9 protein-coding genes are annotated in these 12733 nt (G+C 67.0%); 5 read left to right on the forward strand and 4 right to left on the reverse strand.

Annotated elements, in window-relative coordinates; translation table 11 throughout:
- Nucleotides 1–134: 134 nt before the first annotated feature.
- The 3 genes from AAFN88_RS09645 to AAFN88_RS09655 form a co-directional block, all read right to left on the reverse strand.
- Nucleotides 135–1505 carry an extracellular solute-binding protein gene (locus AAFN88_RS09645; protein WP_347520080.1) on the reverse strand — a complete coding sequence of 457 codons (1371 nt, stop codon included), beginning with the start codon at nt 1503–1505 and terminating at the stop codon, nt 135–137.
- Between the two features lie 160 nt (nt 1506–1665).
- The gene (gene hemA / locus AAFN88_RS09650; protein ID WP_347520081.1) at nt 1666–2877 is read right to left on the reverse strand and encodes a 5-aminolevulinate synthase; all 1212 of its coding nucleotides are present in this window, start codon (nt 2875–2877) and stop codon (nt 1666–1668) included.
- Nucleotides 2878–3125: 248 nt separating this feature from the next.
- The gene (locus tag AAFN88_RS09655) at nt 3126–4517 is read right to left on the reverse strand and encodes an aspartate aminotransferase family protein (protein ID WP_347520082.1); all 1392 of its coding nucleotides are present in this window, start codon (nt 4515–4517) and stop codon (nt 3126–3128) included.
- A 205-nt stretch (nt 4518–4722) separates the two neighbouring features.
- On the opposite strand from AAFN88_RS09655, the gene dapB reads away from it, so the two are divergent.
- Entirely contained in the window at nt 4723–5517 is a 795-nt protein-coding gene (gene dapB / locus AAFN88_RS09660; RefSeq protein WP_347520083.1) for a 4-hydroxy-tetrahydrodipicolinate reductase, read from the forward strand.
- Nucleotides 5518–5674: 157 nt separating this feature from the next.
- On the opposite strand, the gene AAFN88_RS09665 is transcribed toward dapB, so the two are convergent.
- On the reverse strand, nt 5675–7540 hold the full coding sequence (locus AAFN88_RS09665) for an ABC transporter ATP-binding protein (RefSeq protein WP_347520084.1): 1866 nt from the start codon (nt 7538–7540) through the stop codon (nt 5675–5677).
- Between the two features lie 201 nt (nt 7541–7741).
- On the opposite strand from AAFN88_RS09665, the gene AAFN88_RS09670 reads away from it, so the two are divergent.
- From AAFN88_RS09670 to AAFN88_RS09685, 4 genes are all read left to right on the forward strand, one after another.
- The gene (locus AAFN88_RS09670; RefSeq protein ID WP_347520085.1) at nt 7742–8506 is read left to right on the forward strand and encodes a DUF2927 domain-containing protein; all 765 of its coding nucleotides are present in this window, start codon (nt 7742–7744) and stop codon (nt 8504–8506) included.
- Between the two features lie 72 nt (nt 8507–8578).
- Nucleotides 8579–9808, forward strand: a complete 1230-nt coding sequence (locus AAFN88_RS09675) for an amidohydrolase family protein (RefSeq protein WP_347520086.1) — start codon at nt 8579–8581, stop codon at nt 9806–9808.
- A gap of 178 nt (nt 9809–9986) precedes the next feature.
- Nucleotides 9987–11609 (forward strand): ABC transporter substrate-binding protein, encoded by a 1623-nt coding sequence (locus tag AAFN88_RS09680; RefSeq protein ID WP_347520087.1) that lies wholly within the window; start codon nt 9987–9989, stop codon nt 11607–11609.
- Between the two features lie 94 nt (nt 11610–11703).
- On the forward strand, nt 11704–12729 hold the full coding sequence (locus AAFN88_RS09685) for an ABC transporter permease (protein ID WP_347520088.1): 1026 nt from the start codon (nt 11704–11706) through the stop codon (nt 12727–12729).
- The last annotated feature ends 4 nt before the right edge of the window (nt 12730–12733 follow it).

Here is a 12733-nt window from a genome sequence, read left to right on the forward strand (position 1 = left end):
TTTTGTATTATCGGGCGAAGCCTAACCGATCAGTTCGAGGGATGAAACCGTCAAAAAACCCCAACCCCTTCTGTGAACGAAATCAGGCTTATTAGGCGTTAATTTATCGGGATTTGGCTCGCTGGGCCGATATTTCACCGAGATAGCCAGTCGTTGAAGCGGTCGACCAGGGCCGGGCCCTCTTCGCGCCAGAAGACAGCGTCGTTGCGCAGGGCGGTCTCCAGGTTCTCCGGCGTCGTCGGCAGGTAGGGGGCGATATCGATGTCCGTATGGACGAAATCGCCGGCCAGGGGCGCCGCCGAGCGCCGCACCGGCCCGTAGGGCAGCCATCGGGTCTGTCGTGCCAGCGGCTCCGTGCCGGTGGCGAAGCGCACGAACTCCAGCGCCGCCTCCCGGTGCGGGGCGCCTGCCGGCACAGCCCAGAGATCGATGTCCCAGAGCTGGCGGTCCCAGATCAGCTCGACCGGGCGCTGTCGCACGGCGATATCGTTGAAGGCCGGTGCGTTGTAGGCGGAGGACATGACCACCTGCCCGCTGGTCAGCAGCGCGGCCGGCTCGCCGGCGTCCTCCCACCAGACGATCGCCTCCCTGATGGTGTCGAGCTTGGCCAGGGCGCGTTTGACGCCGGCGTCGGTGCGCAGCAGAGAATAGACCTCCTCCGGCGCAATCCCGTCGGCCAGCAGCGCCCACTCCAGGTTCGCCATGGGCGTGCGGCGCAGCCCGCGCCCGCCCGGGAAGGTCTGCAGGTCGAAGAAATCCGCCAGGCTGTCGGGGCGCAGGTCATCGGCCGGCGCCGCATCCTCGCTGCCGGCCCGGGCGAGCACCATGGACCAGGCGACCGAACCTATGGCGCAGGGATGGATCGTGCCCGGCAGGAAGTCGTCGAGGGCCGGGGTGCCGTCGGGCGCGGCCGGAAGCACGAAGCTCAGCTTCTCGAAGAGGCCCTCCTCGCAGCCGGCCTCGGCATCGGCCGGGTCCACGTCGACCACGTCCCAGGTCATCGCGCCCTCGGCCTGCTGGCTGCGGATCTGGTCCAGGGTGCCGGCGTAGACCTTGTCCTTGATCTCGATCCCGGTGGCGCGGGTGAAGGGATGGAAGATGGCTTCCTGTTGGCTCTTCGAGTACACGCCGCCCCAGGACACCACCGTCAGTGGGCCTTGCGCCACCTCGGAGGGGGCCGGGCCGGTCTTGGCCGGATCGGTCTTGGCCGGATCGGCCTTATCCGGATCGGGGGTCGGTGTCGCGGGGGCCGCCGGATCGGGCTTGGCGATCGGCGTCGGCGGGGCCGGCTCTTCAGCCGGCGCGGCTGCGGGCGCGGCGCCGCCCGGCTCGGCGGCTGCGTCGCCGGCAGGCTCCGTTGCCGCGCCGGCTTCGGTTCCGGCCTTGGTCTCCACCGCCGCCGGTTCCTGCGCGCGGGCGCCCTCCGGCGCGGCGGCACCCAACAGTGCCAGTGCCACAGCCATCGCCGAAAAACGCCCGGCGGCTTCGAATTTGCCGTTGATCATGCGCTGCCTTCCCCCAGCTCGAGCGTCCCGGCTTGGCCCGTGGCGCTCGGTTTCGGTACCTCCAGGCGCATAGCATTGCCCGCCGCGCCCGCGGGAGCAATGCCCTGCCGGCGTGGCGGCTGTAACAATTGTTGGTTGATAACGGGGCCGGAGCGGCCGTTCAGGCGGCGCGGCGCAGGTCCATGGCCTGCCAGATCTCGCAGAGAGCCGCCACCAGGCGGTCCATCTCGGCATCGCTGTGCAGCGGCGTCGGCGTCAGGCGCAGGCGCTCGGTGCCGCGCGGTACCGTCGGATAATTGATCGGCTGCACGTAGATGGCGTACTGCTCCATCAGACGGTCGGTGACCGCGCGGCAGGCCACCGGATCGCCGACCAGAACCGGTACGATATGGCTCTCGGAGGGCATGACCGGCAGTCCGGCCTCGGTCAGGCGGCGTTTCAGCGTCGCCGCGCGCTCCTGGTGGGTGTCGCGCTCGGTCTGGCTGCGGCGCAGATGGGAGACGCTGGCCAGCGCCCCCGCGGCCACCGCCGGCGGCAGCGACGTGGTGAAGATGAAGCCGGAGGCAAAGGAGCGCACGAAGTCGCAGAGCGCGGCGGAGGCGGCGATGTAGCCGCCCATCACGCCGAAGGCCTTGCCGAGGGTGCCCTCGATCACCGTAAGGCGGTCCGTCAGGCCCTCGCGCTCGGCGATGCCGCCGCCGCGCGGTCCATAGAGGCCGACGGCGTGAACCTCGTCCAGGTAGGTCATCGCGCCGTGTTTTTCCGCCACGTCGCAGATCTCGGCGATGGGGGAGATATCGCCGTCCATGGAATAGACCGATTCGAAGGCCACCAGCTTGGCCGCGCCGGGGTCGGCCTCGCTCAGCAGGCGATCCAGGTCGGCCGGGTCGTTGTGCCGGAAGATAGTCTTGCGGGCCTTGGAATAGCGGATGCCCTCGATCATCGAGGCGTGGTTCAGCGCGTCGGAGAAGACGTGGCAGTTGGGCAGGCGCGCGGCCAGGGTGCCCAGCGCCGCCCAGTTGGAGACGTAGCCGGAGGTGAAGAGCAGGGCGGCTTCCTTGCCGTGCAGGGCCGCCAGTTCGCGTTCCAGCAGCACATGATAGTGGTTGGTGCCGGAGATATTGCGGGTGCCGCCCGCGCCGGCGCCGCACTTGTCGATGGCCTGGTGCATGGCGGCCAGAACCTCCGGGTGCTGGCCCATGCCCAGGTAGTCGTTTGAGCACCAGACGGTGACGGCGTCGGTATTCTGGGCGTTGTAACACCGGGCGTGCGGGAAATCGCCGGCTTGGCGCTCAAGCTCGGCGAAGACTCGATAGCGGCCCTCGGCTTTGAGGCCAGCCATCTCCTGTGCAAAGAAGTGCTCGAAGTCCATGCTCTTAACGTATTGAAGTGTCGGGATTTTCCTTTAACCGCCGGTCGCTCCGGCCCTGATTGCCTACCCTCTCAGCAAGCCAGGAAAGCCGCAGGATATCAGAAGCGGCAGGGATTAAACCTGACTAAAATCAATAAGGTGCCGCTTTGGCCGCGTCAAATCGACACGTTCGGCCCACCGGATCTTTGAAATCCATAGATTTCAAATAGTTGCGGGCTATCCGCCGGCGCGGTCCGACCGCCTCTTCTTCAGGCGACCTGCCCGAGCCCCTGCTCGGCCGCCCAGGCCGCGGTCTCCTCCAAAGCCTTGCCGAAACCGTCCAGCACCTCGTCGATCTCCGCCTCGGTGATGACCATCGGCGGGCAGCAGGCGATGCTGTCCCCCAGGTTGCGGAAGATCACGCCGTGGGCCTGGGCCCGGCCGGCGAAAAAGGCGCCGACCTTGCCGAGGGGGTCGAAGGGGGCCTTGGTCGCCTTGTCGGCCACCAGTTCCACCGCGGCGATGAGGCCGATGCCGCGCACCTCGCCCACCAGCGGGTGGTCGGCGAAGCGGCGCAGGCCCTCCTGCAGCCGCGGGGCGACCGCGCGGACATGGCCGACGATGTCGCGCTCCTCGTAGATCTTTAGCGTCTCAAGCGCCACGGCGGCGGAGACCGGGTGGGCGCTGTAGGTATAGCCGTGGCCGAAGGAGCCCAGCTTGGCCGAGTTGTCGGCGATGGCCTGGTAGATGGCGTCCGACACCAGCACGGCGGAGATCGGCATGTAAGCGGAACTGAGCTGCTTGGCCATGGTCATCATGTCGGGCCGGATGCCGAAGGTCTCGCAGCCGAAGAGGCTGCCGCTGCGCCCGAAGCCGGTGATGACCTCGTCGGCGATCAGCAGCACGTCGTACTTCTTCAGCACCGCCTGGACCTTCGCCCAGTAGCCTTCCGGAGGCACGATGACGCCGCCGGCGCCCTGCAGCGGCTCGCCGATGAAGGCGGCGACGGTCTCCGGGCCTTCCTTGAGGATCAGGTCTTCCAGTTCCTGCGCCAAGCGGTCGGTGAAGGCGTCCTCGCTCTCGCCTTCCTCGGCGAAGCGGTAGTGGTGCGGGCAGCCGGTGTGAATGATGTTGGGGATCGGCACGTCGAAGTCGGTCTGCACGTAGGGCATGGCCGTCAGGCTGGCGGCGGCGATGGTGACGCCGTGATAGCCCTTCACGCGGCTGATGACCTTCTTCTTCTCCGGCCGGCCCAGCGCGTTGTTGTAGTACCAGACCATCTTGATGGCGGTGTCGTTGGCCTCCGAGCCGGAGCTGGCGAAGAACACCTTGGTGAGCTGCGGCGGGGTCATCTGCACCACCTTTTCCGCCAGGTCGACCACCGGAGTCGCGGTCTTCTGGGCGAAGGAGTGGTAGTAGGGCAGCTTCGACATCTGTTTCGTCGCCGCCTCGACCAGGCGCTTCTCGCTGAAGCCCAGGCCCGCGCACCACAGCCCGGCCATGGCCTCCAGATAGCGGTTGCCGTCCTCGTCGATCACGTAGACCCCGTCGCCGCGGTCGAGGATCAGCGAGCCTTCGTTCTCGTTCTTGCGGGCGTTGGTGTAGGGGTGCAGGTGATAGGCGATGTCACGGCTGGCCGCCGAGTTTGGCCGGACACTCATGGGTATTCTCCTAAAGACAGAAGGACGCGGGCGAGGCTCGCGCTGCCGCAGCCTAACCCCGTCTCCGGCGCGCGGCCAAGCTTTTGACGCCGGGGCCGGGCGCATAGGCGGGCTGTGCCCGCTGCATGGACAGCCGCCGCATGGAGTGGCGGCGCCTTCGGTGCTAGAGAAGGGGAAACGGCAAGCTTTGAGGAACGACAGCAATATGACCAAGATCTGCATGGCCGGGGTGACCGGTTGGACCGGCCGGGCGGTCGCCGCCGGGATTCTGGACGCCGGCGACCTGGAACTGACCGGCGCCCTGGCGCGCAAGACCGCGGGCCTGGACGTCGGCGACGCCCTGGAGCGGGCGCCGACGGGCGTGACCATCACCGCCGACGTGGGCGAAGCCCTGGCGGGCGCGGAGGTGCTGATCGACTACACCCACCCGGAGGCGGTGAAGGAGCATACCCGCGCGGCGATCGGCCGCGGCATCTCGGTGGTCGTCGGGACCTCGGGCCTCACTGCGGCCGACTATGCGGAGATCGACGAAGATGCCAGGGCCGCCGGCGTCGGCGTGCTGGCGGCGGGCAACTTCTCGCTCACCGCCGCCCTGGTGCAGCACTTCGCCCTCATCGCCGCCCGGCACATCGGCCATTTCGAAGTCATCGACTATGCCAGCGCGGCCAAGCCCGACGCGCCCAGCGGCACGGCGCGGGAGATGGCCGAGCGCCTGGGCGAGGTGTGCCAGCCCGCGCTCGGCCACCCGCTGGAGAAGGTCAGCGGCACGCCCCAGGCCCGCGGCGGCAGGATCAACGGCGTGCAGGTCCACTCCCTGCGCCTGCCCAGCTATGTCGGGTCCGTGGAGGCGGTCTTCGCGGTGCCCGGGGCGCGCATGTCGCTGCGCCACGACGCCGGCGAGACGGCGGAGCCCTACGTCGAGGGAACCCTCGCCGCGGCGCGCAAGGTGCGTGAGGTGAAGGGCCTGGTCCGCGGCCTCGACCGGCTGCTGTTCGGCTGAGCGTGCTTGATCGACCTCGTGCTTCGAGACGCTCGCTTTCGCTCGCTCCTCAGCATGAGGGCGATCAAGGATCGGCAAGAGCCTCATCCTGAGGAGGGCTGAAAGCCCGTCTCGAAGGATGATGATACTCGCTGTCGGGGTCCCGCGAGCTACGGCGTCAGGACGCCTTGAGGGCCGCCGCGGCGGCGCTGGCCTCGTCGATGCCGATGAAGCCGCCGGACTGGCGCTCCCAGAGCTGGGCGTAGAGGCCGCCCTGGGCCAGCAGCTCGGCGTGGCTGCCCTGCTCGACGATGTGGCCCTTGTCCATGACCACCAGGCGGTCCATGGCGGCGATGGTGGAGAGCCGGTGGGCGATGGCGATCACCGTCTTGCCGGCCATGAGGTGCTGCAGCTGGCTCTGGATCGCCGCCTCGACCTCGGAGTCGAGGGCCGAGGTGGCCTCGTCGAGCACCAGGATCGGCGCGTCCTTCAGGATCACCCGGGCGATGGCGATGCGCTGGCGCTGGCCGCCGGAGAGCTTCACCCCGCGTTCGCCGACATGGGCGTCGTAGCCGCGGCGCCCGCGCAGGTCGCGCAGCTCCGGGATGAAGCCGCTGGCCTCGGCCAGCTCGGCGGCGCGCAGCATCTCCTCCTCGCTGGCCTGCGGGCGGCCGTAGACGATGTTGTCGCGGATCGAGCGGTGCAGCAGCGCGGTGTCCTGGGTCACCATGGCGATCTGCGCGCGCAGGCTGGACTGGGTCACCTGGGCAATGTCCTGCCCGTCGATGAGGATGCGCCCGCTCTCCAGGTCGTAAAAGCGCAGCAGCAGATTCACCAGGGTCGACTTGCCGGCGCCCGAACGTCCCACGATGCCGACCTTCTCGCCGGGACGCACGGTCAGCGACAGCTTGTCGATGACGCCGCCTTCCTGGCCGTAGTGGAAGCCGATGTCCTCGAAGCGCACCTCGCCGTCGCTCACCTGCAGCGCCGGTGCGCCTTGCCGGTCGGTCACCTGGTAGGGCTGGGAGATGGTCTCGATGCCGTTCTGCACCGTGCCGATGCTCTCGAAGAGGTGGGTGATGGTGCGCAGGATCCAGCCCGACATCTGGGTCAGGCGGATGATCAGGCCGATGGCCACGGCGATGGCGCCGACCGAGATGCTGGCGTCCATCCACAGCACCACGGCCAGCGCGGTGACCGCCAGGATCAGCACCGTGTTGAGCAGCGTCAGCGTCACCGTCATCACGAAGATGGCGCGCATCAACCGGCGGAAGGCGGTGGTGTGGCGGTCGATCACCTCGGCGACGAAATCGTCTTCGCGCCTGGTGTGGGCGAAGAGCTTGACCGACTGGATGTTGGTGTAGCTGTCGACCACGCGGCCGGTCAGCGCCGAGTTGGCTTCCGACACCGCGGCCGACTTGCGCCGGACCGGCGGCACCATGAAGTAGATGACGGCGCCGTAGGCGGCGGTCCAGATCAGCACCGGTAGCAGCATGCGCCAGTCGATGCCGGCGAAGAGCGCCAGGGTGCCGAAGAGGTAGATGGCCAGGAACCACACGCCGTCGATGACGTTGACCACCGCCTCGCGCACCGCGTGGCCGGTCTGCATGACCTTCTGGGCGATGCGCCCGGCGAAGTCGTTCTGGAAGTAGGTGAGGCTCTGGCGCAGCACATAGCGATGGTTCAGCCAGCGCACCCGGTTGGTCAGGCCCGGCACGATGGCCAGGTTGATCAGCCCGCGGGAGGCGAGTGTGGCGACCGGACGCAGCAGCAGGGCGACGAAGGCCATGCCGATCAGGGCCCAGCCGTGAGCCTCCAGGAAGGTTTCCGGCGCGCCTTCCGTGATCCAGTCGACCAGCATGCCGAGGAAGGCGTAGAGCGCCAGTTCGGCCCCGGCGGCGATGCCGGAAATCGCCAGGGTGATGAGCAGCAGCCAGCGGATCGGACCCAGGAAATGCCAGAAGAAGGCCGCGGTCGATTGGGGCGGCCGCGTGACCTTGGAGGGGGCGAGGGGGTCGAAAAGGCGCTCGAAGAAGGCGTACATGCGGGTCCTGGCTGCGGCTGGCTCCGGAATGGCGGATCGGGTGGACGGGCTTTATCTGGGGGCGCCGGCGGCGCGAGGCAATCGCGCGGCCGCTTTCCCTGCTCCGATAATAGCAGGTAAGCTCCTGCGAAGCCGTGCAAATCGGGCAGGGCGGCTGCCCGCGGCGGCGGCGCCGGAGCGGAAATTGTCAGGAGAGCGGTTATGAGGATGCGGAAAACCGGCGGCGGATTGGCGATGGCGGCGGCACTGCTCCTGACAGCCTGCGCGGCGCCCGCGCCGCCGCCCGACCCGGCCGAAGAAGCCCTGCTCAGCGATTTCCGGCAAGTTACCTACGGCGCCGAGCGCCCGGGCGGCGACCGCCTGGCCAAGTGGGAAATCCCGATCCGCGCCGCCTTCGTCGGGGAATCGGAGGAGGCCTACCGGGAGGAGGCCCGGCGGCACCTGGCCGACCTCGGCGCGCTGACCGGCCTGGAGATCGCCGAGGCCGCGGCGGGCGAGGCGAACCTGCTGATCTTCTTCGCCGACGACCCCTTCGCCGCGGCGCGCCGCCACCGTTCGCTCTACGCCCACCGCATCTTCGACACCCGCAGCTTCGACGACCTCATTGCCCGCATGGAGCAGAGCGCCACCTGCTTCGGCCTGCTGTGGGGCGGCTGGCCCAGCGGACGCACCATCGACTTCAGCGTGGTCTTCATCCGCACCGGTCTTGGCGCCCGCACCGTGAAGGGCTGCCTGGTTCAGGAGACGGCGGAGATCCTGGGCCCGAGATTCGGCCTCGACCCGGACGCGGATTCGGTGTTCAGCGATTCCGGAAAGCAGGTGGATCTGACGCCCCGAGACCGCCTCTTTTTGCAGATACTCTACGACCCGCGCCTGAAGCCCGGCATGGGCTGGGCCGAGGCCGAGCCGCTGGCCCGCGCGGCGCTGCGGGAATTGCGCAGCGGCCGTCCGCCGGTTGGCGGTTGATTACCGGTTTGCAGCCCGACCGCTGCCGCATAGCATGGAATGGCAAGGGGTGAACGAGGGAAGCTGCGACACATGATCCTGTTTGAGAACTGCCGGCTGTTCGACGGCCTGGGGACGGAACTGCTCGACGGCCGGCACGTGCTGGTCGACGGCGAGCGCATCAAGGAAGTCTCCGATACGCCGATCAAGGCAAGCGGTGCCGAGGTCTTCGACCTGAAGGGCCGCACCCTCATGCCGGGGCTTATCGACGCGCACTTCCATGCCATGGCGGCGGAGCCGGACTTCGCCAAGATGGAGGATCTGCCGCGCTCCTTCCTGCATCAGCACGCGCGCCACCTGCTGGAGGCGGCGCTCCAGCGCGGCTTCACCACGGTGCGTGACGCCGGCGGCGCCGACTATGGCCTGGCCATGGCGATCAAGGCCGGGCTCATCGAAGGGCCGCGCCTGTTCTACTCCGGGCGCGCGCTGACCCAGACCGGCGGCCATGCGGACTTCCGCTCTCTGGAAGCGGGGCACGGCGACTACTGTTTCTGCGGCCAGAGCGCCCATATCTTCGGCACCATCGCCGACGGCGTGCCGGCGGTGCGCAAGGCCGCGCGCGAGGAACTGCGCAAGGGCGCGACGCAGATCAAGATCATGGCCTCGGGCGGCGTCGCCTCGCCCAGCGACCCGATCTGGAACCTGCAGTATTCCGAGGAGGAAATCCGCGCCATCGTCTGGGAGGCGGAATCCTGGCGCAGCTACGTTATGGCCCATGCCTATACGCCGGAGGCCATCAGCCGCTGCGTCGCCTTCGGGGTGCGCTCCATCGAGCACGCCAACCTGATCGACGAAGCCGCCGCTGCGGCCTGCGCGGCGGCGGGGGCCTACGTGGTGCCGACCCTGGTGACCTACGAGGCGCTGGAGCGCTTCGGGCCCGAACTGGGCTTGCCGCCGGTCAGCCTGGAGAAGCTGAAGGTGGTGCGCGAGGCCGGGGTCAAGTCGCTGGAGATTCTCAAGGCCGCCGGCGTCTCGGTCGGCTTCGGCACCGACCTGCTGGGCGCCATGCAATCCCAGCAGTCGGGCGAGTTCTCGATTCGCGCGGAAGTCCTCGCGCCGGATGAGATTCTGCGCTCCGCCACCTCGGTCAACGCGGCCCTGCTGAATGCCGACGGCGATCTCGGCGTCGTCGCGCCCGGCGCCTTCGCCGATCTACTGGTGGTCGATGGCGACCCGCTGGCGGACCTCAGCCTCCTGCAAAACCAAGACGCGCATTTGGCGGCGATCATGAAAGATGGCCGCTTCGTCAAGCAGGGCCTCTAAAGCCTACTTCTTGTAGGGGAAAAGGCCCAGCAATGCGCTTGTTTTCCGGAAGCGGCTCGTAATAGGCTAGGCTGCTTCAAATCAGGCCGAAGATCTCATTAGAGGTTGCGACGCCGGAAAACAAACCAGCAGGCGCTCTCGATTTGCGCACAACTTGGACGAACAGGGGGAAGCGGTAATGTTTCTGCGACAAGGGTTCATTTCGGGGCGCGGTTTCTTCGCAGCGGCGCTGGGCGCCGGCCTGTTGGTCATGTCCGCGCTGCCCGGCGCCGCACCGGCCGGGGCCAAGACCTTCAAGTGGGCGTTTCAAGGCGATGTGCAGACGATCGACCCGCATGGCCTCTTCGAGACCTTTACCCTGGGCTTCCAGTCCAATTTCTATGAAGGCCTGGTGACCCGCACGCCGGACCTGAAATTGCAGCCGGCGCTGGCGACCTCCTGGGAGAACGTCGAGCCCACGGTCTGGCGCTTTACCCTGCGCCAGGGGGTCAAGTTCCACAACGGCAATACCTTCGATGCCGACGACGTGATCTTCTCCGTCGACCGCATCCGCACCGAAGGCTCCGACATGAAGGTGATCTCGGGCCTGATCAAGGAAGCGGTGAAGGTGGACGACTTCACCGTGGACCTGGTGACCGAGAAACCCAATCCGATCCTGCCGCTGCAGCTCGAAATCTTCTACATCATGGACAAGGAGTGGTCGGAGGCGAACAACACCACCGAGGCCACCAACGTCAAGGGCGACGACCAGGGCAACTACGCCAATCTGCACGAGAACGGCACGGGCCCCTTCATGGTCAAGGAGCGGCAGCCGGACGTGCGCTCCGTTCTGGTGCCGAACCCCAACTGGTGGGGAGACAACAAGAGCAACATCACCGAGGCGATCTTCACGCCGATCAGCCAGGACGCGACCCGCGTGGCGGCTTTGATCTCCGGCGACGTGGACATGGCCTATCCGGTTCCTGTGCAGGACTGGAAGCGGCTTGAGGATGCGAGCGGCGTCAGCCCCTTGACCGGGCCGGAGGCACGCACCATCTTCCTCGGCTTCGACCAGGACCGCGACGAACTGCTGTATTCCAACGTGAAGGGCAAGAACCCCTTCAAGGACCAGCGCGTGCGCCGGGCCTTCTTTCAGGCCATCGACATGGAGGCGATCAAGAGCAAGATCATGCGCGGAGCCTCGACGCCCAGCAATCTGATGATCGCGCCGCAGATCAATGGCTTCAATCCCGACCTCAATGTACGCCTGCCTTATGACGTCGACGCGGCCAAGGGGCTGCTGTCCGAGGCGGGCTACCCCGAAGGCTTCGAAGTCACCATGGACTGCCCCAACGACCGCTATGTGAACGACGAGCGGATCTGCCAGGCCGTCGCCTCCATGCTGGCCAAGATCGGCGTGAAGGTCGACCTGCTGGCCCAGACCAAGTCGAAGTACTTCGGCAAGGTGCTGGCGCAGAACAATTACGACACCAGCTTCTACCTGCTGGGCTGGACGCCTTCGACCTTCGACGCCCACAACGCACTCTTCTCGCTGATGGCCTGCCGGGTCGACGGCAAGGGCGCCTTCAATCTCGGCGGCTACTGCAACGAGCGGGTGACCGAGCTGACCGACCTCATCCAGGTGGAGACCGACCAGGAGAAGCGCCAGGCCCTGATCGACGAGGCCAACAGGATCCATGCCGAGGACGTCGGGCACATTCCGCTGCATCAGCAGCCGCTGTCCTGGGGCGTCAGCGACGGCGTGACCGTGGCCCAGCGCCCCGACAACGTCTTTCACCTTCAGTACGTGACGGTGAAGTAGGCAAGGTGCTATGAAGCGGGCCCGGACAGGTTGTCCGGGCCCGCTTCGATTCGCTTTTCGCGGGCATCCGTTTCAGGCATCGAAGTAGCAACGCATGATCGCCTTCGTTCTCCGACGGCTCTTTCAATCGATTCTGGTGATGCTGGCGGTCGGCTTCATCGCCTTTTCGCTCTTCAACTACGTGGGCGACCCCATCAACAACATGGTGGGCCAGGACACCACCCTGGAGCAGCGCCAGGAGCTGCGCGAGCGCCTGGGCCTCGACGACCCCTTCTTCGTGCAGTACGGGCGCTTCCTTGCCAATGCCGTGCAGGGCGATTTCGGCATCTCCTACCGTCACCGCCGGCCGGTGGCGGAGCTGATCGCCGAACGGGTGCCTGCGACCCTGGAGTTATCCCTCATCGCCGCCATTCTGGCGCTTTTCATCGGCGTGCCTATGGGGGTTTATACCGGGCTGCACCGGCGCGGGATGCTGTCGCAAATCTTCCTCAGCGTCTCGCTGGTCGGCGTGTCCTTGCCGACCTTTCTCATCGGAATCCTGCTGATCCTGATCTTCGGGGTCATGTCGCAGGACATCAACGCCGCCGCCGGGTTCTACCTGATACCTCAGCTGCCGACCTTCGGGCGCGGCGATACGGTGCAGCTCGGCTGGTGGTCGACCGGCTTCCTCACCAAATCCGGTCTGCTGGCCCTTATCCTGCCGTCGATCACCCTGGCGCTCTTCCAGATGACGCTCATCATGCGCCTGGTGCGCGCCGAGATGCTGGAGGTGCTGCGCACCGACTATATCAAGTTCGCCCGTGCCCGCGGCCTGACCAACCGCGCCGTGAACTTCGGTCACGCCCTGAAGAACACCCTGGTGCCGGTGATCACCATCACCGGGCTGCAGCTCGGCTCCATCATCGCCTTCTCGCTGATCACCGAGCAGGTCTTCCAGTGGCCGGGCATGGGCCTGCTGTTCATCCAGGCGATCAACGAGGTCGATATCCCGGTCATGGCCTCTTACCTGATGATGATCGGTTTCTTCTTCGTCTTCATCAATCTCGTCGTCGACCTGCTCTACTACGTCGTCGATCCCCGCCTGCGCGCCGACAAGGCCGTGTCCGGCGGGCATCAATAGCGGA

Origin of the sequence: Pelagibius sp. CAU 1746 (assembly GCF_039839785.1) — a bacterium.
GTDB lineage: Bacteria > Pseudomonadota > Alphaproteobacteria > Kiloniellales > Kiloniellaceae > Pelagibius.

Excerpts from the sequence above, each read along its gene's own strand:
- AAFN88_RS09645 (WP_347520080.1), bottom strand. The coding sequence starts at position 1,505 with ATGATCAACGGCAAATTCGAAGCCGCCGGGCGTTTTTCGGCGATGGCT.
- hemA (WP_347520081.1), bottom strand. The coding sequence starts at position 2,877 with ATGGACTTCGAGCACTTCTTTGCACAGGAGATGGCTGGCCTCAAAGCC.
- AAFN88_RS09655 (WP_347520082.1), bottom strand. The coding sequence starts at position 4,517 with ATGAGTGTCCGGCCAAACTCGGCGGCCAGCCGTGACATCGCCTATCAC.
- dapB (WP_347520083.1), top strand. The coding sequence starts at position 4,723 with ATGACCAAGATCTGCATGGCCGGGGTGACCGGTTGGACCGGCCGGGCG.
- AAFN88_RS09665 (WP_347520084.1), bottom strand. The coding sequence starts at position 7,540 with ATGTACGCCTTCTTCGAGCGCCTTTTCGACCCCCTCGCCCCCTCCAAG.
- AAFN88_RS09670 (WP_347520085.1), top strand. The coding sequence starts at position 7,742 with ATGAGGATGCGGAAAACCGGCGGCGGATTGGCGATGGCGGCGGCACTG.
- AAFN88_RS09675 (WP_347520086.1), top strand. The coding sequence starts at position 8,579 with ATGATCCTGTTTGAGAACTGCCGGCTGTTCGACGGCCTGGGGACGGAA.
- AAFN88_RS09680 (WP_347520087.1), top strand. The coding sequence starts at position 9,987 with ATGTTTCTGCGACAAGGGTTCATTTCGGGGCGCGGTTTCTTCGCAGCG.
- AAFN88_RS09685 (WP_347520088.1), top strand. The coding sequence starts at position 11,704 with ATGATCGCCTTCGTTCTCCGACGGCTCTTTCAATCGATTCTGGTGATG.